23 protein-coding genes and 1 pseudogene are annotated in these 24,118 nt (G+C 68.6%); 12 read left to right on the top strand and 12 right to left on the bottom strand.

What is annotated here, in order from left to right:
• The 4 genes and pseudogenes from tap to A3IG_RS36015 all read left to right on the top strand — a co-directional run.
• Positions 1-1,083: pseudogene (tap, locus tag A3IG_RS31010) on the top strand (telomere-associated protein Tap); the annotation flags it as partial.
• Between the two features lie 127 nt (positions 1,084-1,210).
• Complete coding sequence (locus tag A3IG_RS0123270) at positions 1,211-1,795, top strand: antibiotic biosynthesis monooxygenase (RefSeq protein WP_236719181.1); 585 nt, start codon at positions 1,211-1,213, stop codon at positions 1,793-1,795.
• 311 nt (positions 1,796-2,106) lie between these two features.
• Entirely contained in the window at positions 2,107-2,379 is a 273-nt protein-coding gene (gene tpg, locus A3IG_RS36020) for a telomere-protecting terminal protein Tpg (RefSeq protein WP_407701041.1), read from the top strand.
• Between the two features lie 37 nt (positions 2,380-2,416).
• Complete coding sequence (locus A3IG_RS36015; protein ID WP_407701040.1) at positions 2,417-2,548, top strand: hypothetical protein; 132 nt, start codon at positions 2,417-2,419, stop codon at positions 2,546-2,548.
• Between the two features lie 112 nt (positions 2,549-2,660).
• Here A3IG_RS36015 and A3IG_RS0123260 read toward each other — a convergent pair whose 3' ends face one another.
• Both A3IG_RS0123260 and A3IG_RS34655 read right to left on the bottom strand, forming a co-directional pair.
• Complete coding sequence (locus tag A3IG_RS0123260; RefSeq protein WP_018386003.1) at positions 2,661-3,185, bottom strand: nucleoside/nucleotide kinase family protein; 525 nt, start codon at positions 3,183-3,185, stop codon at positions 2,661-2,663.
• Positions 3,182-3,862 (bottom strand): hypothetical protein, encoded by a 681-nt coding sequence (locus A3IG_RS34655; protein WP_018386002.1) that lies wholly within the window; start codon positions 3,860-3,862, stop codon positions 3,182-3,184. Before A3IG_RS34655 ends, A3IG_RS0123260 begins: the two co-directional genes overlap by 4 nt.
• 616 nt (positions 3,863-4,478) lie before the next feature.
• On the opposite strand from A3IG_RS34655, the gene A3IG_RS35460 reads away from it, so the two are divergent.
• Positions 4,479-5,096 carry a hypothetical protein gene (locus tag A3IG_RS35460; RefSeq protein ID WP_236719182.1) on the top strand — a complete coding sequence of 206 codons (618 nt, stop codon included), beginning with the start codon at positions 4,479-4,481 and terminating at the stop codon, positions 5,094-5,096.
• On the opposite strand, the gene A3IG_RS35455 is transcribed toward A3IG_RS35460, so the two are convergent.
• From A3IG_RS35455 to A3IG_RS33010, 4 genes are all read right to left on the bottom strand, one after another.
• Positions 5,000-5,857, bottom strand: a complete 858-nt coding sequence (locus A3IG_RS35455; protein ID WP_236719183.1) for a hypothetical protein — start codon at positions 5,855-5,857, stop codon at positions 5,000-5,002. The two genes, A3IG_RS35460 and A3IG_RS35455, sit on opposite strands and share 97 nt — an antisense overlap.
• Positions 5,854-6,204, bottom strand: coding sequence for a hypothetical protein (locus A3IG_RS35450; RefSeq protein ID WP_236719184.1), 351 nt, complete (start codon positions 6,202-6,204; stop codon positions 5,854-5,856). The genes A3IG_RS35455 and A3IG_RS35450 overlap by 4 nt, the downstream gene beginning before the upstream one ends.
• A complete protein-coding gene (locus A3IG_RS35445; protein ID WP_236719185.1) occupies positions 6,201-6,509 on the bottom strand; it encodes a hypothetical protein in 309 nt (102 codons plus the stop codon). The genes A3IG_RS35450 and A3IG_RS35445 overlap by 4 nt, the downstream gene beginning before the upstream one ends.
• Positions 6,510-6,890: 381 nt before the next feature.
• Positions 6,891-8,831: a serine/threonine-protein kinase gene (locus A3IG_RS33010; protein ID WP_018386000.1), complete on the bottom strand. Its 1,941-nt coding sequence runs from the start codon at positions 8,829-8,831 to the stop codon at positions 6,891-6,893.
• Positions 8,832-9,708: 877 nt separating this feature from the next.
• On the opposite strand from A3IG_RS33010, the gene A3IG_RS0123240 reads away from it, so the two are divergent.
• Entirely contained in the window at positions 9,709-9,894 is a 186-nt protein-coding gene (locus A3IG_RS0123240; RefSeq protein ID WP_018385999.1) for a hypothetical protein, read from the top strand.
• A gap of 614 nt (positions 9,895-10,508) precedes the next feature.
• Here A3IG_RS0123240 and A3IG_RS33910 read toward each other — a convergent pair.
• Complete coding sequence (locus tag A3IG_RS33910) at positions 10,509-10,961, bottom strand: hypothetical protein (protein WP_104530835.1); 453 nt, start codon at positions 10,959-10,961, stop codon at positions 10,509-10,511.
• Between the two features lie 320 nt (positions 10,962-11,281).
• Between A3IG_RS33910 and A3IG_RS0123230 the strand changes: the two genes are divergently transcribed.
• Positions 11,282-11,833, top strand: a complete 552-nt coding sequence (locus A3IG_RS0123230; RefSeq protein WP_018385996.1) for a hypothetical protein — start codon at positions 11,282-11,284, stop codon at positions 11,831-11,833.
• Positions 11,834-11,974: 141 nt separating this feature from the next.
• The gene (locus A3IG_RS34650; protein ID WP_018385995.1) at positions 11,975-12,763 is read left to right on the top strand and encodes a hypothetical protein; all 789 of its coding nucleotides are present in this window, start codon (positions 11,975-11,977) and stop codon (positions 12,761-12,763) included.
• Positions 12,764-12,849: 86 nt separating this feature from the next.
• On the opposite strand, the gene A3IG_RS0123220 is transcribed toward A3IG_RS34650, so the two are convergent.
• The 4 genes from A3IG_RS0123220 to A3IG_RS32990 form a co-directional block, all read right to left on the bottom strand.
• Positions 12,850-14,430, bottom strand: a complete 1,581-nt coding sequence (locus tag A3IG_RS0123220) for an IS1182 family transposase (RefSeq protein WP_078500879.1) — start codon at positions 14,428-14,430, stop codon at positions 12,850-12,852.
• A 111-nt stretch (positions 14,431-14,541) separates the two neighbouring features.
• Positions 14,542-14,823 carry a hypothetical protein gene (locus A3IG_RS0123215; protein WP_018385993.1) on the bottom strand — a complete coding sequence of 94 codons (282 nt, stop codon included), beginning with the start codon at positions 14,821-14,823 and terminating at the stop codon, positions 14,542-14,544.
• Between the two features lie 27 nt (positions 14,824-14,850).
• Positions 14,851-15,727, bottom strand: a protein-coding gene (locus A3IG_RS30975; protein WP_201787505.1) for an IS5 family transposase whose coding sequence is annotated in 2 segments (ribosomal slippage) — positions 14,851-15,453 and positions 15,455-15,727 — 876 coding nt in all. Because the reading frame shifts where the segments join, the coding sequence is not laid out codon by codon here.
• 308 nt (positions 15,728-16,035) lie between these two features.
• Positions 16,036-17,010 carry a quinone oxidoreductase family protein gene (locus A3IG_RS32990; RefSeq protein ID WP_026220582.1) on the bottom strand — a complete coding sequence of 325 codons (975 nt, stop codon included), beginning with the start codon at positions 17,008-17,010 and terminating at the stop codon, positions 16,036-16,038.
• 164 nt (positions 17,011-17,174) lie between these two features.
• Between A3IG_RS32990 and A3IG_RS0123200 the strand changes: the two genes are divergently transcribed.
• The 4 genes from A3IG_RS0123200 (at position 17,175) to A3IG_RS0123185 (ending at position 20,569) form a co-directional block, all read left to right on the top strand.
• Positions 17,175-17,501 carry a winged helix-turn-helix transcriptional regulator gene (locus A3IG_RS0123200; protein WP_018385989.1) on the top strand — a complete coding sequence of 109 codons (327 nt, stop codon included), beginning with the start codon at positions 17,175-17,177 and terminating at the stop codon, positions 17,499-17,501.
• A 983-nt stretch (positions 17,502-18,484) separates the two neighbouring features.
• A complete protein-coding gene (locus A3IG_RS0123195) occupies positions 18,485-19,309 on the top strand; it encodes an AraC family transcriptional regulator (RefSeq protein ID WP_018385988.1) in 825 nt (274 codons plus the stop codon).
• 79 nt (positions 19,310-19,388) lie between these two features.
• Positions 19,389-19,853: a cupin domain-containing protein gene (locus tag A3IG_RS0123190; protein ID WP_018385987.1), complete on the top strand. Its 465-nt coding sequence runs from the start codon at positions 19,389-19,391 to the stop codon at positions 19,851-19,853.
• Entirely contained in the window at positions 19,850-20,569 is a 720-nt protein-coding gene (locus A3IG_RS0123185) for an SGNH/GDSL hydrolase family protein (protein ID WP_018385986.1), read from the top strand. The genes A3IG_RS0123190 and A3IG_RS0123185 overlap by 4 nt, the downstream gene beginning before the upstream one ends.
• A gap of 614 nt (positions 20,570-21,183) precedes the next feature.
• Here A3IG_RS0123185 and A3IG_RS0123180 read toward each other — a convergent pair.
• Positions 21,184-23,577 carry a DEAD/DEAH box helicase gene (locus tag A3IG_RS0123180; protein ID WP_026220580.1) on the bottom strand — a complete coding sequence of 798 codons (2,394 nt, stop codon included), beginning with the start codon at positions 23,575-23,577 and terminating at the stop codon, positions 21,184-21,186.
• Positions 23,578-24,118: the final 541 nt, after the last annotated feature.

Raw genomic sequence — 24,118 nt, 5'->3', positions numbered from 1 at the left:
CAGCTCGCGATCCTGTCGTGGGGTGCTTTGGGTACTCGGTCGTGGCCCGGCGTTGCGGACATGGCATCAGCCGGTATCGCCCGCGTCCTCGGCATCTATGCCCAACGCGTCATCACCCCGGCGCGGCTCCACCGCCGTGTGCGGCCTGGAACTGGTGGCAGCGCTGCGCCTGCCCACGCGTGCGGTGCGGGACGAAGGGGCCGGGAACTGGGTCAGTGGTTGCGACCCTGGCAGCTTGGGGACGGAGCCGGTGGACCCGGCGCCGCCGGAGGCCATCCTCGAGCACCCCGTTGTCGTCCAGTCCGGCTGGACGGGCGGGTTCCTGAACGAGGAGGCGTACCCGTGGGTGCGGCCGGTGGAATCGCTCACCGATCAGGAGTGCGTGCTGCCGTACGCGGTCGGTCTGGACCTGAACACCGCGTTCCTCGCCGCCGCGGCCCGGCTCACCGTCGGCCTGTCCGCCCCCGTCCACGTCCACGTCCCGACGTTCAACCCGAAGATTCCCGGCTCCTGGCTGGTGGACCTGTCTCACATCGAGCTGGACCCGCGGCTGCCCTCACCGTTCACCCCGAGCGGCGAACGTCCAACAGGCCCGGCCTGGTACCAGACGCACACCGTCGCCTACGCCCAGGAACTCGGTTACAACGTTCACCCGCTCGAGGGTGTACCTGCGGCGGGAGACCGGGGCGTACCTGGATCCGTGGCACGACCGGCTGAAGACCGCCTACGTCGACACCCTCGCCGACCTCGGCGTCACCCGCGACCTGGACGACCGGGCCTTCCTCGCCGCGATGGAGCAGCACAAGCAGGTAGACCCGGCCCTGGCCGCCGTCCTGACGGCGATCAAGGCCACCGTCAAGGGCGGTGTGGGTGAGCTCCGCGAGCGCCCCCAGGTCCGCCACTACAAGGACGGCGAGCGGTGGCCTGCCCTTTCGGCGCCCGACCTGGCGCCCGGACATCCGCGCCGCGGTCATCGCCGTGGCCCGGGTCAACTTGCACCGCAAGCTCAACAACATGGCGAGGATGACGGGCTTGTTCCCGCTCGCGGTGCTGTCCGACTGCGTCGTCTACCCCAGCCCCGGCTTGACCTCAACCGCGCTTGACGTTCCATGCTGGGTACACGGTGACGACTGGAGGTTTGGTGACAACGTCTCAGCTGCCAGATCTAGCCCGGGCTGACGCCGGGACCACGCTGATCAGCGAGTGGATCGTGGACACGCCGGACCGTCAGGACCGGGCGGGCCGTGCACTGCTTGGGGAGTGGGACGAGCTGTCGGCCAGGTTTCGCCCCGAGGCTTTCCTGCGGCTCAGCTGCTTCGCAAGCGCGGACGGGCGTGTGCTGCTCAGTGTCGCGCAGTGGACCAGCGACGATGCCCACCTTGCCTTCGTGCGCGAACACCGGGCTGAGATGGTCGGCCGCATCGACCGCGAGATCCCGGGGATCCGGCGTCCCGGGCTGGTCCGCTACCGGTTGGCGCACACCGTCGTGCCGGACGGCGCCGGCGACGACACGACCGACGTGATCGTCGTCGCGCGCGCCGAGAGTGAGCCGGCGTCCCATGCCGCGCGATGGGCTGAGGCCACCGCCGACCGGCTACGGGCGGCTCCGCCCCCCGGCATGGGCACCGCGCACGTGTTCGTAAGTGAGGACGGTGCGCGTGGCCTGCTCTACGCACCGGTGACACAAGCGAATGGTGTTGCCGGTGCGCGGGCCTACCGGCTGCTCGGAGCCGTCGCAGGGCCGGGCACCGGTGCGGTCGGCGCAAGCCCGGCGGGCGGGGGCTCAGCGTTCTGACGGTGCGGGAGGGCGTAGCCGACCCCGGGCAGCCGTTCCGGCAGCTCTCACAGGCGGCCGGTCCTGGGGCCGGCCGCCGCTGCGAGCGGTACCCACGTCGGTGCGCCGCGTAGCTCACCTTCCCGTCAGGTCCGAGGAGGCGGCGGTGGTCTGCGGGATGAGGGTGTGGACGCCTCGGCCGAGACGGTCGCGTGGGGGTTGGCTGGCTGTGGTCACGAGCCCAGTGTCCCGCGCCGGCCTCGGACTGAGCGCTGTTCCAGTCATATCCGTTCCGGAAGGCCCCGGTGGCGGAGCGGGTCCGGCTCTTGGGGATGAGGGCGGCCTGGCTCCTACCGGCCCCGTTTGGTGGAGCGGGATACTTTGCCGGGCAGCGCAAAGCGCCCCGGCAGCGGCTACGGGAGGCCTTGAGCCGGGAAGTACGCAAGGTGTGGCAGCCGCGGGTCCGGGCCCGGGCCCGTAAGCGAGCCGCCACGACCACGGGGATCACGGTGGAGACGAGGGCCAGGTTCGGTTGCACCGCGCCGGTCGGCACGACCGACGACGGACGGTTCCGTCGCCTGACCGTGCACCTCTCTCCGGAGTGAGCCCGCTGCTTGTTCGCTGCCCGCGACGCCGGAGCCAGTGACCAGTAGATGCGGCAGATTCATCGCCGGAGGATTCAAGGAGGTGTATGTCCAGGACGGCGGTGTCCGCGCCACGGGACTGTCGGACGTGGCCATCAACGACATCGACTACCTGGACCTGGAGTACTGATCTCTGTGGTCCGACAACGATCGGCGCTCATGGTGTTGAGCCGAAGCACGGTAGTTGTCACATAGGCGGTCTTGTTGTCACCTGCGAGGTGCGGAGCTGGAAGGGTGTCCTCTCAACTCTTGACGGCCTCTGCGATCTGCTGGGCGGCCTGGGCGGGGGTGAGGTGGGTGGTGTCGACGACTTCGGCCTCGGCGTGCAGCCACGTGCGGGCCGCCTCGGCGTAGGGCTCAAGGTATTGGAGCCGGAACGGGGAGTCGGGGCCGAGAACGGTGTCGCCCGCGATGCGCGCGCGGAGAGTGTCCTGGTCGGCGTGGAGGACGAAGTGCCGGACTGGAATATCGTGCTTGGCAAGGCCCGAGCTGATCTCGCGCCAGTACTGCTCGATCAGGACGGTCATGGGCATCACCAGGGTTCCGCCGGTGTAGTCGAGGACGCGTCGGGCGGTCTCGACCACGAGCGGTCGCCATGGCGGCCAGTGCTGGAAGTTGTCCGTCGCGGGCAATCCTGGCTTGATGTCCATGAGCGTCTCGCCGACTTTCTCGGCGTCGAACACCCGAGAGTCCGGAATCAGCTGCTGGACGAGCGCGCTGGTCGTCGTCTTGCCCGCGCCGTGCGTGCCGTTGAGCCATACGATCACGGACTTGACGCTAGCGTCTTGCGGGCTGCGGGGACAGACAGAGCGGAAGACCCGGTGCGGTCGACCGCCTTGGCCAGGTGCTCGGGCTGGTCGTCGAGTAGTGGCTTGAGGGCGCCGTAGTAGGGCTGGTGGTCAGTGGTGCGAGGCCAGTGAAACACGTTGTGTCGCTCCCGGGTCCAGACGGCGCGTAGGGCGGGGTCGGGGGCGATGTGCGGCGGGCAGGGTGCGAAGTCGGGTTCGCCTTGGGTGACGCGGGTCCAGGTGTAGGCGCTGACGGCCAGGTGCCTGCGGTTGTCGCTGAGGGGCTTTCGGTGGCTGGTGAGGTCCGGGAGCCGGGTGAGCGTGTGCTGCCAGTTCTCGGGTTCCAGCGTCCAGGTGGCGAGGGCCTCGCGTCGGTGTTGGTAGTCGATGGCGGGACCTGCGAGGAGCTCGGCGGTGATGGCGTCCAGGGCCCTTTCGAAGTCGCGGGCCGTGCCGCTGGTGCGGAGGCGGCGGTTCAGCAGCTGCGTGTAGCCGAGCCTCTTGTTCTCGGGGTTGATCCCGAGGAACTGGGCGGCTTTGTCCAGGCGGCCGCCGCGTGCGCGCCGGACGAGGAAGACCGAGGCCGCGCGTCGGTGCATCTTGGGCGTGGTGTCCGCGAGGGTGCCGAGGTGGCGTTCGGCGAGGTCTTGGTGCAAGCACGCGGGGATGTGTTCGGGTCGCAGGCCGACGCCGGTGGAGGGGAGGCGGAGTCCGCCTTTGCCGGTGCGTCTGAAGGTGGGAACGATCGTGTCGGCGGCGAGCTGGAAACGCTCTGAGCATGTACTGCGCTGTTTCTTGAAGACGTTGTCCCAGATCAGGTGCTGTGTGGGCGGGATTCCGCCGCGCGTCCCCGAAGGCCGGCATCTGCCCGGCCCTGGGCATGCCCGTCCAGGGCAGCGGGTGCCAGGCATAGCTGATCGGGTCCTGGAAGAACACCTGGCGCCGATCCCGCGGGTCGCGGCGGATGAGCCACTTGCCCTTGTGCTTGCCGCCCCGCGTCGACAGCTCGCCGCGGTAGTCCCGCAGGACGTCGGCGTCGTCGTACCAAGGTCCGCGGATCTTCGCCCCGCGGCGCTTGTCGATGCGGACGTCGTGGGCAGGCAACAACTCGTAGAACAGCTCCGGGGAGGGGATGTCCATCGCGAAGCCGGTCTGCGCGAACGACGCCGCGATCAGCGAGTTCGGGCTGTGGGAACCGTCCGGATCCCAGGCCGGGGCGTACTCTCCCAGCTTGCGCTTCTGCCAGACGCCAACGATCCAGGTCGCGATCAGGTGCTCGAGCTGGTCGGCCATCAGCACTGCATCCGCTGCCGGATCGGCTCCACGATCGGCGATGTCGACGCCGGTGTAACCGACCAGATGCTCGAACAGCAGCTGCCGGATCACACCGAACGCCCGCTCGACGGCGGCCTTGTCGGTCGGCCGCCGCACCCGCGCGGGCAGGACCTGGTAGCCGAGCACCCGCTCGACTCCGACCAGGTGATGGTTGCGATAGACCGATCCGTGGTCGGTGGTCACCGTCTCCGGAGTGAAGAACGGCAGGTGGGCCACCGCGTGCCCGGCGAACTCGGCTACCACCGCGGCCGGCAGGCCCGGGTAGGGCCATTCCAGGTCCTCGCCCCAGTCCGCCCGCATCGGCAGCGGCATCGTCACATCCCGCAGCACCATCGCGACGTCCGCCGAGGTGTCGGAGACCAGCGTCAGCCGGAAAGCGACCAGCGAGTGCGTGCAGACGTCCAGGGCCAGGGTGAGGTGCATCTTCACCGGATCGCCGAACACATGCTCGCGGACCATCACCGGCAGCACCGTGGTGTCCAGCGCGACGATCTGGCCCGGCCGGTGCGCCAGGACGTGCCTCCGACTCCGGGCAGATCGGCCGACCTGGCGTAGCGCTGCCGGGCGCCGCCGGGGCCGAACCACTCCTGCCACAGCCGGCGCAGGGTGTCGTAGCTGGGCACCTTCGTCTCGGGCTCGAACTCCTCGCGGACGTACTGGCGGATCATGCGGTCCTTGGTCCGCATCGACACCTTCGCCATCCGCTTCGTCGCCTCGCGGACCGCCAGGACCGCCTCCCGCACCGGCTCGGGAACCGTCCGTGTTCCGCCGCTGCGGCGCAGCCACCGGTCGCCCGCCCAGCCGACCAGCCCGAACCGGCGGCGGGCGTTCTCCCACCGGATCAGCGTGCGGTAGCTGACCGAGCCCAGCCCCAGCAGCCTCGCGTGCTGCGGATCCAGGTCCGCGAGCTCCGCCACCTTCGCGTGCCGGCGCTCGGTGAGCGTCGTCGTCGCCGGGTCGTACTGGGCTCTCGGCTCACCCGGACCCGGGTGGAACGGGTCACCGGAACGGAACCCGGTCGCCACTTCCAGCAGGTGGGCCATCCGCAGCTCGGTCAGCTCCAGCCGGCCCGCCTTCAGGTCCTCGGACGCCGTGCGCTGGCGGCCCCGGTCGGCCCCCGCCGCCGACGTCCGCGACGAGGACCGGCACTGCGGATGGTTAACCAGGAACCGGAAGGTCACCCGCTCGCGGGTGCCGCCGTCCTTCACCAACTGCACCCGGCCCAGGTGCGGTTCGCGCCGCTCGACGATCCACTCCGTCCCGTCCAGCACCAGCCCGGCGCCGGAGGAATGGCCCAGCACCGCCGCCGCGGTCACCGGCCCGCCTCCCTGGCCGGCACCACGAGCGAGCCGTCCTGGAGCGGGCCGTCCAGGTCGACGCCCAACTGCCGGGACCACAGCAGGTGCAGCAGCTGGGCTAGGGCGACCGGCTTGCAGCCCGTCGCCGCCGCAAGCTCGCCGAACCTCCGCCCGCCCCCGGCCTCAGCAAGCAGCACCGGCCGCAGCTCCAGAGGATCGGACCTCAGCCGGCGCCGCGACGCCATCGCATCCAGGCCCGCGAAGGCCTGCTCGCGCCAGCGGGCGGCCACCGCATAGCGCCAGCCGCAGGCGACGGTGACCTCGGCGGCCGCAGCGAACGACTCCCGATCCGACTCCTTGATCAAAGGCCCGGGCGTACGTCGATCAGCCAGACGCCGCGACGGGTCACCGCCAGGTCATCAGGGGTGTGGGCCCGGCGCTTCCCGCAGGTGGCGAAGGAGATCTTCAGCGGCTGCGATACGACGTCGACCACGTCGCCGGCGAAGTCCAGGGCCAGCAGCACCCGGATTTCCTCCAGGCTCTCCGCGCCGTGGTGACGGCCAGTGCTGTTCAGAAACTGCAGGCCAGGACGGTGCCGCTGGTCCCGGCGCCGGGTGAAGTGCCGCATCGGATCGCTCGTGAGCACCGGTTCGTGTACGAGATCGTGCACCGAGCAGGACGCATCGTCCCCACCGGCCCGCCACGAGACCGCCCACCGCCTCGTCCAGCCGTCACCCAGATCCAGACCCGACCTGCCCGCATCGACGTCCGTCGACACGAAAAGGTCCTCCCAGTTGCACCGATGCGACCAGACGGACCCGGTGTCAGCGGCCTCGACTACCCTTCCCGACCCAGCACGTGGAGCGGCCATGAGCTCATGGAAGCGCCACGGAGAACCTCGGGCTCCCGATCTTCGTTTCTGGTGACAGAAAGACTGCTGAATGAGCGTCTGTGACAAGTCGGATGCCTCGTGTGTGACAACCAGGCTGCCTCGACCGTCCCCATTCGCCAGTTCAGCCGGTCCCGCTGGTGGCAACTCCTGAGCTTCGGCTCATTGTGTCGGAGTGCCCTTGGTGTCGGGGTGGTCTGGTCCCAGGACACGTACCCGGTCAGCCCGGACCTTGGCCAGAAGCCGGGCCGACTGGCGGAGTTTTCCCGTCGCTCCGAGGTTGGAGGCGTGGAGGCTGCGGGTGCTCAACGTGTCGGGGTGGTCCGCTCCCAGCACGCGCGTCCGATCGGCGACCAGCTCCGCGAACAACCGGGCCGCCTCCGCGGGCTCCCCCGCGTTTCCCAGCACATAGGCATGCTGATAGCGGGCTTTCAACGTGTCGGGGTGGTCCGCCCCCAGCACACGGGCCCGGTAGGCGATCAGCTCCGCGAACAACCGGACGGCCTCCGCGTATTGCCCCGCACACGCCAGCTGCCAGGCATGGGGAGCTCGGGTGCCCTGGGTGTCGGGGTGGTCCGCTCCCAGGACACGTAGCCGGTCGGCCAGGACCTCGGCCAGCAGCCGGGCTGCTTCGGCATGTTTCCCCGTCGCTCCGAGGTTGGAGGCGTGGAGGCTGCGGGCGCCCAACGTGTCGGGGTGGTCTGCCCCCAGCACGCGCGTCCGATCGGCGACCAGCTCCGCGAACAACCGGGCCGCCTCCGTAGGCTCTCCCGCGTTTCCCAGCACATAGGCATGGAGATGGCGGGTTCTCAACGTGTCGGGGTGGTCCGCTCCCAGCACACGGGCCCGGTCGGCGATCAGCTCCGCGAACAACCGTACCGCTTGAGCGTTATCGCCCTTGTCTCCCAGCTGCCAGGCATGGTTGAAGCGGGCGTCCAACGTGTCGGGGTGGTCTGCCCCTAGTACGCGGGCCCGGTCGGCGGCGACTTCCGCGAACAACTGGGCCGCTTGCGCATGCTCTCCTGCTTGTCCCAGCTGCTGGGCGTGCCGGAAGCGTGCGGCCAGGGTGTCAGGCTGCGGCTCGCGCGTGGGGCGGGGGTCGGGGCCCGTCTCTGGTGGTCGTTGGGCAGGGTGTGTCTGGGCGCCCTGTGGGGGTGCGGTGAGCGTCGGCGCGGAATGGTGGGAGGGCTGGGTGGCGTCGTGCACGGTGTACAGCGCAGTGGCGGGTGTGGCGTGGGCGTCCGTGAGGGCGGTCACGGCCTGGGGCCACGGCGGGGTGTCGGGGAAATCCGCGGGCGGTTGCCAGTGGGAGGTGATCCGATCGAGGAGTTGCCCGGTGGTGGGTCGGTCAGCGGGGTTCTTGGCCAGGCACGAGGTGATCAAAGAACGTACCGGGCCGTGCAGCCCGTCCAGTCGTGGCTCGCCGTTGACAACGCGGTGAAGGACCGCCAGAGGCGGGCCCTGGCCGAAAGGCTCGCCACCGGTGGCGGCGAAGGCGAGCACGGCACCAAGGGAGAAAACATCGCTGGCCGAACTGACCTGGTCACCTTCGGCTTGTTCCGGGGACATGAAGCCAGGCGTGCCGATCGTCGTGCCAGTTCCCGTCAGCGCGGTGGTGTCCATCGCCCGGGCGATTCCGAAGTCGATCACCCGCGCACCATCCGCGGCCAGCAACACGTTCGACGGCTTGAGATCACGGTGGAGCAGACCTTCTGCGTGGATGGCCCGCAACGCCTCGACCAACCCGGCCGCCAGTGGCCACACAGAGCCTTCCGGCAACGCGCCGACCTTGGCCACCGCCTCGGCCAGGGACGGCCCGGGAACGTAGAGCGTCGCGATCCACGGCGGATCATCCTCTGGACCGGACGCCACCACCGGCGCGGTGAACGCGCCACTGACGGCCCGCGCGGCGGCCACCTCCTGCCGGAAACGACGCCGGAACTCCGCCTGCCGTGCCAGATGCGGATGTACCACCTTCACCGCCACCGCCTTCCCACCCGGCGACCAGCCCAGAAACACCTCCCCCATCCCGCCTGCGCCCAGCCGGCCGCGCAACGCGAAATCGCTCACCCGTACCGGGTCTCCAGCCGCCAGCGGTTCCATACCGCGCCCCCTCCTGCCAGCACACACCCGACCACAGCTCGCACCTACCCAACACCAACACCCCATCACCCGACTCAGAAACAGGCACTTACTCGTGCAGGGACCGGCTGTCGGACGGCTATGTGCACGAGTCGTGGCTCTGGCTCAGGTTCTGTGACGCGGCCACGTTGAGTGCGCGGATCACCTCGCTGTTGACCGTTCCCGATGGCGAGAACGAACCCCGGGTCAGTCTTCCGCCTCGGCTACAGACCTCTTGCTGAGGAACTGCTTCGCTGCCTCAACCGCTTCTCCGTTGAGTTCCTCGACGGAGCCCCCAGCTCTCCTCCCAGCCGTGGCCGGCCGGCCCGCGGCGAGGCGCCGGGGTCCGGCGGGACCCGAGGCCGGTACTGCCCGGGGGTGGTCTCCCAGGGAAGTAGTTCGGGCGTTCTTGCCCCCTGGCCACCTGCCCTGATCTGCGGTTTCGCTGGCCGAGCCCGGTCGGCCGGGGCAACTTGAAGGGCCACTTGATGGGCTACTTGTAGGGCGACTTGATGGGCAAGCCGCCCGTGAAGGGGAAGTCGCCACCGCGCCTCGTCCTCCAGCACCAGGCGCGGCGCTGCACCGGCGAGCACAACACCCCTTGACGCCTTTCTGACGGGCTGGTCAAGGGGGGCCTCGCGTCGCCGCTGCTGGCCGGCGGGCTTGTACTTCTGGCCGTGCTGCTCGGCCGGTGGCGGGGCCCCACGGGCGGAGGTTGCGGAGCTTGCCCCTGCTGGTGTATGGGCCGCGCCGGCCGACGTTCGCCCTGTTCACAAGGGGGTTGCGGGGATAACCCCTGTATCCCTCATCGTCACCGTGCACGCACGCCAGACCGGCGTGCCCAACCGAGGGGGGACCCATGTCCACACTCGCGCTCGCGGTCGTGATGGAAGCGGCCGTGACGGGCCTCATGATCAGCTTCGGGCTGGCCTACCTGGCGTACCGGCGGCCGGCGGCGGTTGCCCCGCTGGGGATCGCTCTCGCCAGTGCGGAACTGATGATGACCATGGTGGTTCTGGTGGTCAGTGCCGGGACCGGAGGCTGAGACGTGCGGCGGCCCACCGGCAGACCCTGACCGGGCCGTCGGCGAGCGCTCCCCGGCGCGGGGATGTTCGGCCCGAGGTGTCCCGCCGCCCTCGAGGACGGTCTCCGGCTACCTCGGCGCCGCCCCGGCCCGGGGCAGGTCCACCGGCAGGGGCTCAGTTGTTTCCCGCAGGCGGAGTGTCGGTGGGGGGACTTGAACTCCCCCCGCCGAAGCTGGCCCGGCGTCAGGGGCGGCAAGCTCTCGGCGGACCCTCGGCAAGCCGCGCACAGGTGGGCGTACATCTCTGCTGACCTGCATGGACACAGGTGTAAACCGGAAGTCCGGGACTCCGCTGCTCCTGCTGTGACTGGCCCGTGGGCAAGCCTTCGGGCAAGCTCCCGCCCGCCTCGGGCCGGCGGGCTACTCGGTGGCCCGGGGCGGCCGGCGGCGGGGCTGCACGGACCGTGTGAATGTGCGTTGCTGTGGCAGTGGGTTGATCGGCAGCGGGTTCTGGCGTGATGGATGGTCTGCTGATCAGCATGTTCAGTGGTGGGAACTGCTGGATATCGGCTGCCAGGAGCGTGACGAGCAGCTCGTCGCCGAAGGGCGGGAACTGGATCGGCTGGCCGTCGACGTCAGCCAACTGTGCGCTGCCACTGGGCTGTCGCAGGGCTCCAATAGATCTTGACCTCACCGCCATTCGGGTCCGGGGCCGCGAGTTCCTCGACGTCGGTGATAGCGAGGGCTTGGAGGGCCGCGTCAGGGAGACCGGGCGGCACCTGAAAAGTGACGGGGCTACCCTCGTCCTGGACTATGAGGATGAAATGGCGTGGGTGATCCTGCTGGGGTCTCCTGACCAGTGATGTGGCGAGACTACGCGCGGCTTCGAAAGCTCGTTGGCCGGCCTGGGTGGCCAGAGCCTGGACGAAGGGCAGCACCGCAGCGGTGACAACTGCCGTTGCCGCTACCTCGACCACGACGTTGTCGCCGGCAGCGACTACCGAGCAGCTGCGGTCGCCCGTAATGATGATTTGATGTTCTGAGACCTTCGAAGTCTCTAGTTGATCGTTTGCCTGATCTTCTGTCACACCGCCCATTTTCCTGAAGGTGACCGATGACTGGAAGCGCCCGAGTTTCTAAACACCCACCGAGGCCGCCTGCGAGGACAGCCCGCTGCAGAGCATGCCGACGATGCTGGACGTGGCCCGGTGGTCCGCAGCGCAGAGCGGGCCCACTCGGGTATCCGCGACAAGGTGCCCGGACATCCGAGCTCTTCACACCGGATTCGGCCACGTTTGATCACTGCCCAGCTCGCTGCGGACGCAGGCCGGTAAGGTTAATCAGTTTGCAACTGGTGTGGGCCGTTGCCGGGAAATGTCCCGTCGGCGAGTCGTCACAGGGAGTGTGAGTGGGCGAGATCGATCACGAGGTGGCCGGCAAAATCGCTGGCTCCCAGGCGGACATCAGCTCGGTGCTCCAGGAGTTACAGGGCCTGCCTGAAGACCATCCGCGGTATGAGGCGCTCTTCGCGCAACTGGTCAACGCCGGATCGGCGTTGCTGGAATACGAAGCCAAGGCCCCGGCGAAACGGGAAGAGCCACACCGGCAGGTCAGCAAGACCGCCCTCACCTGGTCGGGATGGGTGCACGTATTCGGGGCTGTGCTGCTCGGTCTGGCGCCGCTGACCGGCTGGATCGGCTGGGGCTGGGTCGCTCTCGCCGTCTTCCAGATGCTGTTCGGTCTCCTGGCCACCGGGATGGACGCCTCGCTACAAGGGCACCGGAAACTGCGGGTCGCGGCGGGCGTCTTGGGAGCGGTCACCGTGCTGGTGCCCCTGCTCGTCTTCGGTGTGCTGTCCGGATGGTTCTGGATTGCCGCGGCCATCGGCTGGATCGGCAGCTTCGTCCTGGAGGCCGACGCCGACGTCTCACACGCGCAGGAAGGGAAGGCGGCAGCGTGAGCTTGGAAGGGTCGCACACGAGCCTGGACCGCAAGGTCCAAAGCCTTGAAACCAGCCTCCAGCACACTCTGTCCGAGGTGAGCTCCAAGCTGTCGGTGGTCCAGGACGCCATCGACCAACTGGAGGACATTCCCCGCCGCGTTGACAGCCTCGAGCGACGTACGGGAGGCCAAGGAAGAGACCGAACGGGTCGAAAATGACCTTGAGAACAGCATCTCGGAGATCGAAGCGGCCACGAGCCGGCTCACTACCCGGGTGGCGGCGCTGAAACGGTATCTACGCCAAGCCAAGGGGGCCGTCGTCGTCAACCTTGACGAGGACCGCGGGGGTGAGCTGCACGCCCTGGCGGTCACCGTGAACAAGGGCCTCGACGCCCGTGCCAGCCTGCTGACGGATTACGAGCGCTCGCAGTTGCAGCTGGCCGGTCGCCAGCTCAAGCACGCCACGGACGAGCGGAGCCAGCACCGCAGCGCGGTGCTGCGCGCCGCGGCGGTCCTGGCCACCGCACAAGCCGCCGACGCGGAGCGGAAGGCGGCCGAACTCGACTTCAAGACGTCCGCGCCCAAGGCCCAGGACGTCCACCGCCGGATCAGCCGCCTGACGACCAGCGCGCAGGAAGCCCGGCAGAAGCTGGAGGCTGACGACGCCCGACGGGCAAAGAATGCCAAGGTGATCGACACGGGCCAGCGGGCGAACACGAAGCTGCGGCTTCGGCTGCGCAGCCGGCTCTCCGACGCGCTCAGCGGCGCGGGGCTACTGCCGGTGTGGTTCGTCACCGCGCTCGGCCCGATGGCGCCCTCCCGGAACGCCCACGACTGGCTGGACACCGCGACCGATGTCCTGGCCTACCGGATCACCTACCAGGTCACCGATCCTGTGGTCGCCCTTGCCACACCGCACTCGGCGGCCACCCACCAATCAGCCGCGTGAACAACGCTTCAGGTCAATACACCTAGAAGGTCGATGAAGATCTTGGTGAGGGGCTGTCCGGCTGTGGGGCCGGATGGCCCCTGCGGTCATGTACTGGCTGGTGCGAGGTGCCAGGTGCCATTGGTGTGGGTGAGTCCGAGGTTGATCAGTCGGCGGAGGTTGAGGGCGGCGGCTCGGGTGTGGAGCCAGGTGTTGTTGCTGATGGTGCCGCGGTAGCGGAGTCGGCGGTTGCTGGCCTGGACGAGCCAGGCGACGGCGCGTTCGACCGGTGGTCTCCAGCGGCGGTAGTCGGCCTGCCAGCCGGGGTCGGTGGCGGCCTGGCGGCGGGCGGCTGTCTGGAGGTCGTGGTGAGGTCGGATGGTCAGGATGCGTCCGGCCTTGGCTTTGGTGCACCGCTCACGCAGAGGGCATCTGGTGCATACGTTGCCGAAGGACGCTTTGCGCTGGTGGTGCTGCCCGCCGGGGTCGGACAAGGGCACGGTGTGTCCGGCCGGGCAGGTCACGATGGCGGCGGTGGTGTCGATGATGAAGTCGTCGAGGGTGAAGCCGCCGGGAACGGCGGGCCGCAGCGGTGCGGGTTTGAGGAACAGCCGGTGTCCGGCCTCGTGGAGGGTCTGGCGGACATCGCCGGTGGAATAGGCGGTGTCGCCGAAGACGTCCAGCGGCTTGCCCTCGTCGGCAAGCAGGTCCAGGCCGACGGCGGCCTCATGGTGTTCGGCTCCGGCGCCGGGCCGCAGAGCGACAGCGGTGTATAAACCGGTCTCTGGCTCGATGGCCAGGTGGGCCTTGAAGCCGTCCTGCTGGTGGCTGCGGGTCTTGTGGACGTGCCGGGCTTCGGGATCGACAGTGGAGACCATGCGGCCCGGAGCGGTGCCCCGGGTAATGCGCCAGCGTCCGTCGCGGCCGTCGGAGTCCTCGGCGGGCTCGACGTCCTGGCCGGCGACCAGGGCCAAGATGCCCACCGCGTTGGCTGCCCTTTCGCCGAGTTGCTGTTCGGGCAGATGGCCCAGCAGCCGCAGCGCATCCGTGACCAGTGCGTCGACCAGCTCGGCACGGGCCTGCTCATCGTTCCAGGCGATGCGGGGCTTGCCCGGATCGGTGTAGTCATGCGCGCTGCACTGCGCGGCGGCGACCGCGTCGGCGCCGGGGACCTCGCGAATGACCGCACGGACAGCGGCGATGATCTGGGTAACGGTGTCCTGGGTGGCGACCGCGTCGTCCAGCACGGTGGAATCCAACGCCCGCCGGTGCTTGCCCTTGAGGACACCGGTGGCCCTCACCACCTCCCGCACCGCCTCAAAGACACGGTTGGGCCGGGTGGAACGGGCCAGCCGGCGCCGGAAGTAGGCCAGCAACGACGGATCGAACGCCATATCGTGCAAGCCCAGACCACACGCGGCCTTCCACCGCAGATCGCACCGCAGTTCCTGCACCGTCTCGAAATCCGACAGCCCGTGCAGCACCTGCAGCGTGACCGCGGCGGCCAGGATCTGCGGCGGCATGCTCGGCCGCCCGTTCGCCGACGGGTACATGTCCGCGAACATCTCCACCGGGAACAGCGCACCACGATGCCCGGCCAGAAACGCGAACACACTCCCGGCCGGAATCAACTCCTGACAGGTCTCCCACACATCCGGCCCGACCGTCTCCCCGGCCCATTCCCCCATCACCACAACAACGAGTCTGGCCCACCGCTCACGCACCGGCGCCAGAACCCCAAGATCTTCACCGACCTTCTAGGGGCTGTTGCGAAAGTGACTGAAGGTGCGGGGTGTCGTTCAGAGACTGCGGATGGCCTCGGCCAGGTCGGATCCGTAGGAGGCCCAGCAGATCACCGAGCCGTCATCGTCGAGCTGCCCCATGAACCACTCACCGTCGTCCCTCACGAGGCACAACTCATGGAACGCAAGAATCACATCGGGACGAAGCGGCTCGTAGTCGCCCTGGCCGGCCACCTCGACGACTACGAGCCGATCGCAGGAGAGCGGGGCGGCGCTTGGGTCTCCGGAAAGAGCGCGCGCGCGCTCGATCGTCCATCCGGCGGGGAGTTCTGAGTTCACCGGCGCATGGTTTCAGCAGGGCGCCCGTCACAGCCACTCGTTAAGGACTGCGACCAGTACGGTCGCCTCGTAGCGGACGGCGAGCTTGTCGTACCGGGTGGCGACGGCACGGTGTCTCTTGAGACGGTTGATCCCGCACTCGACGGCATGGCGCTCGCGGTAGTCGACCGCGTCAAAACGTGGCGGCCGGCCGCCGCGGGAGCCGAGCCTCTGGCGGTTGCGAGCCTGGTCGGCCTTGTCGGGGATGGTGCAGCGGATTCCGCGGCGGCGCAGGTAGGCGCGGTTCTTGCGGGAGGCGTACGCCTTGTCCGCCCGGACTCGGTTGGGGCGGACACGCGGCCGGCCCGGCCCGATGCGGGGCACGCGGACCTTCTCCAGCACGGGTTCGAACTGCGGCGAGTCACCGTACTGTCCCGCCGTGAGCACGATTGCCATGGGCTTCTGGCCCCGTTCGACGGCCAGGTGCAGCTTGGTGGTGAATCCGCCGCGCGAGCGTCCAAGGGTGTGATCACCAGGCTCGACGAAGATTCCGCCCGGTGGTTCCTTCTGCAGGTCGCCCTGCTTGCGGGCCCCGGCCGCATGCTGGTGGGCGCGGCACACCGCGGAGTCGACGTTCAGGTCCCAGACGATCGTGGCCTTTCGCGTCGGCCAGGGCCTGGAGCCGGGTGAGGATCCGGTGCCAGGTTCCGTTCCGCTGCCATCGGCGGAACAGGTCGTAGACCCGGCCCCACGGCCCGTACTCGACGGGCACGTCCCGCCACGGAACACCGGTCCGGACCCGGAACCGTATGCCGTCGATCAGCCGCCGCCGAGGCCAGACGGGCGGCCGCCCCGACCTGACACCCTTCGGCAACAACGGCTCCAGCACCGCCCACTGTGCGTCCGTGAGATCTCCACGCCCCATGAACCGTAATCATTCACAGCCCAAGATCCACTTTCGATACACGGCCTAGTACGCCGACCAACTGTTCACCACCCGCGAGCGGGACGCCCCCGAGCAGCTCCAGCAGATCGTGGCTGACGGCCTGGGCAGGGAGCTCACTGATGTGGAGCACATCCAGATCGAGCTGTGACTGCCCACCTGTGTCGGGGGCTCCGAACCGGCGCACTGAGCTGAAGCACGATAGTTGTCACACAGGCAGGCCTGTTGTCACCGGCTGGCCGAAACCGTCGTCGGTGCGCCGCGGCGGGGCTCGCATTGATAGTGGGTGTTCAGGGTGTGAGGAGGGTTTTGCCGATGGTGGTGCGTTCCTCAAACGCCTGGTGCGCTGCGGCGGCCTTCGACAGCGGCAGGACGGCACCGATGATCGGCTTGAGTGCACCGTTGGAAGCCAGGGCGAATACCTCGTCGCGTAGTCGGGTCTGTTGGTCCGCTGTCAGTGCCATGGAGGCGAATCCGGTCACGGAGACGCCTCGGTGATACACCGCGAGCGGGTCGAAGCGCGGTGCCTGCCCGCTGGTCATGCCATAGATGACCATGCGGCCTGTGCCAGGGGTCAGCAGGTCGAACGCGGCCTCCGACACCGAACCGCCCGTGGTCTCCAAGACCACCTGCACGCTGCCGCGTGCCGCATCGCGTACGTGTTCGTGCCAGTCCGGCGCGGTGTAGTCGATCACTGTGTGTGCCCCGAGCCGCTTGGCCACGGCCAGTTTCCTCTCACCTCGGGCAACGCCGATCACAGTAGCGCCGGCATGCCTGGCCAACTGCACCAGAAGGCTGCCGACACCACCTGCAGCAGCTTCGACCAGGACGGTGTCGCCTGCTTGCAGTGCTGCGGCCCGGACCACCCCGACTGCGGTCGAACCCTGACCCAGCAGTGCCAGAGCCTGGTGGTCATCAAGGGCGTCAGGGCAGGGCAGGGCTGCGGCGGCAGACACCACCGCCATTTCGGCGTAACCGCCACCAGAAGTGGTGCTCACCACCCGCCTGCCGACCGTTGCGGGATCGACGCCGGGCCCGACATCCGCCACGGTGCCCGCCACCTCAAAGCCCGGCGAGAACGGCATCGGCAGATCGGGGAGGGCAGTCTGTCGCATCAGGCCGGCCCGTATCTGGACGTCGGCGAATCCGATGCCCGCGGCGGTGACCCGGACCAGCAGTTGCCCGGGGCCCGGCTGGGGGACGGGCACTTCGTCGACGCGTAGTACGGCGGGTGATCCGTAGTCATGGAATCGGACAGCACGCATGCTTCCCTCGCATCAATGATCCGGAGAGGCGACGATCGGTTGCGCCGCCGACGCGAAGGTAGTGCAGGACATAATGGTTACTTCAAGGATATCTGGCTACCGCGGGGGTACTGGTGCAACCGCTTGATCCCGACATGTTCCATCCGGCCTGTCCGAGCAGTGCGATGCCGATCCGGGTCGGCGACAAATGGTCCGCCATGGTCATCCTGTGTCTGGAGCAGGGGCCACGGCGGTTCTCCGAGCTCCGGATCCCCCTGCGCGCCCCCACCCCGAAGGTGCTCACCCAGACCCTGCGGGCGCTGGAACGCGATGGGCTGATCACCCGTACCGTCTACGCCGAGGTCCCCGCGCGAGTGGAGTACGAACTGACCGCGCTGGGCCACACCTTGCTCGAACTCATCGCAGCCGGCCGGCGCTGGGCGGAGGAGCACATGCCCACCCTGCTGGCCGCCCGCGACGCGTACGAGAGCCACAACACCGGCACGGGCTGACAGAACTCGCCAGCAATGGCACGACGGCTGTCGAGCATGCTTGGTGACGAGGCTCCCGCACAGCTCAGGGTGGGCGCCTTCCGGTGACAACAGTGATGCCTTGCGCGCTCATGGTGACAAGCAGCGTGCCGGCCTGGTGACAAGTGTGAGGTTCGGGGAAGAGGTCACCGAGATGTTCGGGTTTCCCCACCACTGATGCTGACTCGTCTTTGTCCTGGTCAGTCGACGTTTCAGATGGTTAATCTTGGTGGTGTTTTCCCGAATCAGTGGTGGTCTGTTCCGGAATTGGCCAGTGCAGTGTTCGTCGAACCTCCTTTGAACGGCCGCGGCGCCCTCGCCGAAGTCATCCCCCGCGAATCCGTCAGCCGCCTCTCCCAAGCGATCCAGGGCACCACATACTGCGCCGAGAACCGCGCCCGGTTCGTGTGGGCCTTCTACGAACGTCTGGACCGTCTGGGGGCGTTCGGCCCGGCGGGCGGAAGGGGCTCTGATGTCCTGTGCCACCGGGTGAGACGGATCGGGCCGCCAGTCGGTCGCGCACCCTGGCAGGCCCTACACAGGCCTTATGACACGCAACCGAGAAGAGTCCACCACCCCGGGACGACGACCTGATCCCTCGAACTACGGGTCGGCTGCGCCCGGGCCGCTCCGCCGGAAGCGTGCTGGCCGCCGCCCGGCCAGCCCCGCCGCCACTACTGGGCGCCGCGCCGGTTAGGCTGCTCGGGTCTTTGTCGCGTCGTGTTCCTTCGGGGTGTCAGTGACGTCGATCGACCGCACCGCGTACCCGCGGTTCGTACCTGAGGTACTTCCCGAGGCTGGACCAGGTTCCCGGGTCCTCGCCGGCTCACCTGCGTGGGTGCTGGGGCTGGCCGAGGACGTGCCGTGCGTGGTGGACGCGGACCGGACTGGCAAACGGCACGGCGGTCCAGTTGATGACCTTGTCGGGCTCACCGGCTCGTACTCCGAGTAGGGAGGAAGGTCGCATGGCCACCGGGATCGGTGCACGTCCGGCGCCCGCCTTGCGGCGGTACGTCGACTCGTATGTCGGTTTCGACCTTCGCGGGCTCGCGGCGGGGGTGCACTGCGGCCCGCCGAGTCGCGTTCTCACTGCGGTGATCAGCCTGTCAGACCCTTTGGAGGTGGCGGCGGGCGTTGGCGACGGGTCACCGGTCACCCGATTCGGCAGTGTGGCCGGCGGTCTGATGTGCCGGTCCGTCGCGGTCCACCACGACGGACGCCAGCAAGGTGTGAAGGTGGCGCTGACACCGCTGGGGGCTCGGGCCATCTACGGCATGCCCGCCGCTGTCCTCGCCCACCGACTGGTCCCACTGGACGAGCTTCTCGGAGCGCTTGGCGTCGAACTGGCCGACCGGCTCCTAGCGGCATCGACATGGGCGGCGCGGTTCACCGTACTGGACGAGTTGCTCCTGCGAGCTGTTGGTCGTGGAGCCTGCAGCGACCGTGTGCGCCGGATGCGCCCCGAGGTGGCCGAGGCCTGGCGCCGCCTCGTCGCCGCGCGGGGCTGCGTCCAGGTCGGTGCAGTCGCCGCGGAACTGGGCTGGAGCCGCCGGCACCTCACCGAACGGTTCCGTGGCGAGCTGGGCCTGTCGCCGAAAACCTTCGCCCGCGTTCTCCGCTTCGAGCACGCGCACGACCTGGCGACGGCGCGGGACCGGCTCCCGTGGGCCGATGTGGCGACCATCTCCGGCTACGCCGACCAGGCCCACCTCGTGCGGGACTGGAGCGAGTTCATGGGCCGAACGCCCACGGCCTGGCGTCACAGCGAGGTCCTCCTCGGGACCGGGTAGTCGCCGACCGCCCGTCGCGTCGGATTGTGTTCCCATTCCTTCAAGACCACTCGGCCGCTGCGGTGTGACGATCGTCGGCATGAGACTCGTCAACGAACACAAAGCCATCGACCTGCGGACCACCCCCGTGCACCTCGGACTGGGATCGACAGCGAAACCCGTCGAGGGCTTCGCCTGGGCCCCGGAGGCGCTCCAGGCCTACAGCGTCGCGGTTGCGGCAGACGGCGCCGAGGGCCGGATGGTGATGATCTTCGACGGCGACGGCCTCGGCGACCATTGGGAGAGCCACCCCGCCGGCGACGAACTGGTCGTCTGCCTCAGCGGGTCGGTGACGGTCACCCGCGACCTGGACGGAGTGCCCGACCGCATTCTGCTCGGGCCCGGCGAGGCCACCATCAACCCGGCCGGGGTATGGCACGCGGTCGACATGACCGGGCCGACGTCCATCCTGACCATCACCGCCAGCCTCGGCACCGACCACCGTCCTCGCACCGACACCCACCCGACCGAACGCGTCGGCGTGCCGGGACCGGAAGCACCATGACGACGCGCATCGCCTGCCTCGGCGACAGCCTCACCCGCGCGCTGATCAGCGTCGACTACCTGGACCTCCTCCGACGACGCCACCCTCCCGGCGATCTGCAGCTTGCCCGCTTCGGCGCCAACGGTGACTTCGCCTACAACCTCTTGCGGAGCCTCGACGCCGTCATCGCGAACCCGCCCGACGTCATCACCGTGTTGATCGGGACCAACGACGCCCGAGCGAGCCTTGCCGGCTACCGCGTCGATAAGGCCATGAAGCGCAAACAGCTCCCCGAACGCCCGTCAGCCGGCTGGTTCCAGCAGTGCCTGGGAGCCGTCGTCGAACGACTGCGGGCGGAGACCGACGCGACGATCGGTCTGCTGTCACTCCCGGTTCTCGGCCAACAACTCGACGGAGCAGCGGCGCAGGCATCGCAGCGGTACAGCCGGATGATCGCCGAAGTCGCCACCACCAACGAGGTGACTTACCTTCCACTCCACGAACGCCAGATCGAGGAACTGCGCCAAGCGGACCCACCGCCGATTCCCTACCGCGAGGTGACCCCCGCAGCGGGCCTCGGCGTCCTCGTCCAACACGCCGTGCTTCGCCGCAACCTCGACACGATCTCGCGGCGCCGAAACCTCGTGCTCACGACCGACCACATCCACCAGAACAGCCGCGGCGCCACCCTGATCGCTGAGGTCATCGACGCCGGTCTCCTGACCCAGAACGCGTAGCTGGTTCCGGAGCCGCAGCCAGATGGATGCCAACAACCGCGCGGAGGTGACGTGCGAGCCAGACGCCGGTGCCGGCGGCGAGCACGCCAGCACCGGCGATGCAGCCCCTTCCTGGCGTACTCGGTTCCCACTCCTACATGGTCCGCAACGACTGGCAGAGCCGAGGCCCAGCCATGGCCGCCGTTGTTCACACTCACGGACAGCACTACCCCGGGGCGAAGAACGGGAGCCGTCGCCAGCCTCTGGCGGCCGCGAGGGCGTTAGGCGGAACGGGGCGGCGGGAAACGGGCAGGCTGGACACCCTCTACATTGCAGTGACGTTGGGGCCTGTCAGCCACGCTGTATTCACCATGTTTTCTCTGTTTTCTGACCTTTATGCGGAGCCCTTTGGGTGTGCGGAGCGTGTTTGGTGGTTCCTGGCGGGTGCCGCGGGGCGGAGCCGGTGCCAGGGGGCATCAGTGAGTGCGTCCGTTCGCGGTTCTGCGCGGTGTTCACCAGCACCGCCACGGCTGTCTGAAGAGGTCTGTCACCTCCCAGCCTGGAGGCGGACACACAGGTGGGGCTTGCCTGTTTCGGCAGGCCCCATCCGTGGGTCATTGTTTCGTCTCCGGCCGTTACGCCGCTGCCCATTCGAGTCCGAGGTTGGCGAGTGTCTGGAGTCGTTCGGTGGTGAGTTTCCCGCGTCTCGACTTCGTGTTCGAGAGGAATACCCCGAGTTTGACCTTGGTCCCGTCGGGCAGGACCTCGATGTGGGAGCGGCTGATGGGCCCCACGGAGCCGGTGCGGTTCTTGTACTGCGCCAGGGCTGCTACGCCCCGGTCGAAGGTGTTCACGGCTGTCTTGGGGGCCCTGGCAGGCGTCTCCGGCTCCGGGGCGAGTGGGACGACGCCGAGGGCCTCCAGGCGCTCGCGTTGCCCGTCGGCCAGGGCCGCCCACACCTCGGGCGTCCGCTGCCGGGTCAGCCATTTGCCGATGTCCATGCCGTGGACGGTGACGCCGGGCATGACGTCGGCTGGGCCTTCTTCGTCGCGCATGAGCTCGCGCAGTGCGGCGTAGTGGCGTTGCCAGTCGGGCGGCCAGGCGGGGTTCCAGTCCTTGTCCACGGCCTCCAGCGCGGTCTTCCACTCGGGGTGCCCGTCCAGAGCGCCGGGCCGGCGGAGGTTGGACAGCCACTGTCCGATCGGCCGGCCCAGCGCCGTGGCGGACCGGGGCGCGCACAGCGTCCAGTGCTGCTCGTAGTAGGCCTTCGCGGCCTCCAGGTTTTCCTGGAACCGCTCGTCCGCGAGGCTCCAGACCATGCCCAGCTTCTCCAGCCGTCGGGCGCGTAGGCCGCTCATCTGCCCCGCTGCGTAGGCCCGTCGCTGCTCCGCGACCCACTGCCCGAGGGGTGTCGCGCCCTCCCGGTGTCCGTAGGGCACTCTGGCGTTCCCGACTCGCTCGACGTACGCCTTCAGCTTCGCCCAGCCGCGCGCCCAGTCCTGCCGCTCGGTGTCGATCACGTTGAAGCTGACCCAGTCGGCGACCATCATGGGGTCACGCGGAGCGGAAAAGCGCAGCAGCAGGCGGGATTCTTCCTCGCCTTCCTCGGGCGGCGGTCCGATGTACTCGGACGGCTGCGCCACGTTCTTCTGCGGCTCCTGCGGAATGGCGAGTAGTTCGATGGCTTCTTCGTCGTGCGCGCGTAGTCCTTCGAGGACTTTCACCAAGGGCCGGTAGGACCCGGAGGTGAACATGTCTTCTGGCTTTTCTCCGGGCTGGAGGAATACCGGCACGATCAATGAGGCCAGTTTGCCCTCGCCGGGCTTCTGCCGCAGCGCCCGGCCGATGGCTTGCACGATGTCGTGCGGTGCGCCCTTGGGGTCTAGCAGGGCGACGCTGTCCACGGCCCGGATGTCGACGCCCTCGCCCAGGACGCGGCAGTTCGACAGCACAGCTCGCTGCGCCGTGGTCCCGAAGCTGCCCAGGACTTGGCGCCGGTGCTCGGGGGCGTGGTCGCCGCACAGCCAGTCCGCCCAGATCCGCTTCGGGTACTTCTCCGGCTCGTTGGCGTGCAGCTTGGCCGCGACGCGCTGAAGGCCCTCCGCGTACGCCGCGGCCTCTATGGTCCGGTGGTGGAAGGTGATGCAGGTCTGGAGCCCGTGCTGCGCCATGGTGTGTAGGAGCGCGGCCTGGAGGGCCCCGAGGCGCTCCCCGCGGACCTTCTCGCTGTGCCGCTCCTCGCCCATCAGCTTCTCCGGGGTGACGACCGGGTCCTGGAGCTCCAGGACGATGATCTGGTAACGCGCCAGCAGACCGCGTGACACCGCCGACGCGAGCGAGAGCTTGTAGAGCACCGGCCCGAAGATGGCTTCGTCGTCCATGGAGGCCGCCATCTCCCGCGGCAGCGCGTCTCGTACCCCCTCCGCGACCTCCCAGTGCGGAGGCCGCTCCTGCCAGATCCGGGGCGTGGCTGTCAGGTACAGCCGGCGGTACGCCGGGATCTTCGTCTGGTCATGGATGTCCGCCCACGCCTTACCCATCGATCCACTGGTCCGGTGCGCCTCATCGACCACCGCCAGGTCTACCGGGGCGAGCTTCTGGCCGTAGGCGCCCTCGAACGCCTCCGTGAGCACGCCCAGCGACGCGTAGGTGGCGTAGATGGTCACCGGCCCCGTCCCGTGCCACAGCGCCAGCTGCACGGGATTGGTGGTGCACCGGACTCCCAGGTGCCACAGCTCCGGATCGTCCAGCGGCGAGCACACCATGACCGCCGGCCCCTTGTGCCCGGCGTCACTCCACGCCTTCACGGTCTGCGCCAGGAGATCCAGGGTCGGCACCACAACGAGAATGCGGCCCCGGGGCACAATCTTTTTCGCGGAGGCCGCCGCGATGATGGTCTTTCCCGTTCCGCACGCGGCGTGCACCTGCCCGCGCAGACCATTGAAGGGAATGCCGCCCGGCGGGACATCGAGACCGCGCACAATGGCTGCCACAGCCTCAATCTGGTGAGGAAACAGTTTCCTAGCCATTCCCGTGGTCTCCTTTTCGCGGACTCGGCGCGCAATCAGAAAAGAACGTCCAGCGCGGCGCGAGGGGCCGAGGGTGCTGCTGTCTGTACCCAGATGGTACACAGTCGGATCCGTGATGCATCAGCCGCACAACATGGTTCGCCCCTGTAGGGTCGAATCTCGCCCCGCTCGCATAGTTCATGCGGTATGTTGGCGGGGTATTAGTGAACGTGAGCAGGCCGGTTTCGAGGGTGGAGCGCAGCGGAGCCCGTCACTGTGAGGCTGGCACTCCGTCAGGCCGATGGTTCGTCACGATCGTTACCAGGGTGGTGGCTGGGATTCCCAAGCCCTACACAGGCGCGAGCGCGATACACCGCCCCTTGCTGCCAGCCTAGACACCCGCGCAAGCGCGGGTGTCCCACCATTCGCGCTTGCGCGAATGGTGTCGCTTCTAGAATTCCGCTTGCGGAATTCGATTTCCCCGCTTGCGGGGGAATCCGCCGGAGCGCAGCGGAGGCATTCTCTTTCACGCGCGCCAGCGCGTGATATCCCGCTCCGCGGG

This window comes from Wenjunlia vitaminophila DSM 41686 (assembly GCF_000380165.1).
GTDB classification, from domain to species: domain Bacteria; phylum Actinomycetota; class Actinomycetes; order Streptomycetales; family Streptomycetaceae; genus Wenjunlia; species Wenjunlia vitaminophila.
The sequence above is the reverse complement of the archived record's forward strand: the minus strand, read 5'-3'. Positions and strand labels throughout refer to the sequence as shown.

Excerpts from the sequence above, each read along its gene's own strand:
- A3IG_RS0123180 (WP_026220580.1), bottom strand. The coding sequence starts at position 23,577 with ATGGCTAGGAAACTGTTTCCTCACCAGATTGAGGCTGTGGCAGCCATT.
- A3IG_RS33010 (WP_018386000.1), bottom strand. The coding sequence starts at position 8,831 with ATGGAACCGCTGGCGGCTGGAGACCCGGTACGGGTGAGCGATTTCGCG.
- A3IG_RS0123190 (WP_018385987.1), top strand. The coding sequence starts at position 19,389 with ATGAGACTCGTCAACGAACACAAAGCCATCGACCTGCGGACCACCCCC.
- A3IG_RS0123195 (WP_018385988.1), top strand. The coding sequence starts at position 18,485 with ATGGCCACCGGGATCGGTGCACGTCCGGCGCCCGCCTTGCGGCGGTAC.
- tpg (WP_407701041.1), top strand. The coding sequence starts at position 2,107 with ATGAGGGCGGCCTGGCTCCTACCGGCCCCGTTTGGTGGAGCGGGATAC.
- A3IG_RS0123240 (WP_018385999.1), top strand. The coding sequence starts at position 9,709 with ATGTCCACACTCGCGCTCGCGGTCGTGATGGAAGCGGCCGTGACGGGC.
- A3IG_RS32990 (WP_026220582.1), bottom strand. The coding sequence starts at position 17,010 with ATGCGTGCTGTCCGATTCCATGACTACGGATCACCCGCCGTACTACGC.
- A3IG_RS0123185 (WP_018385986.1), top strand. The coding sequence starts at position 19,850 with ATGACGACGCGCATCGCCTGCCTCGGCGACAGCCTCACCCGCGCGCTG.
- A3IG_RS0123220 (WP_078500879.1), bottom strand. The coding sequence starts at position 14,430 with ATGGGGGAATGGGCCGGGGAGACGGTCGGGCCGGATGTGTGGGAGACC.
- A3IG_RS0123200 (WP_018385989.1), top strand. The coding sequence starts at position 17,175 with ATGCCGATCCGGGTCGGCGACAAATGGTCCGCCATGGTCATCCTGTGT.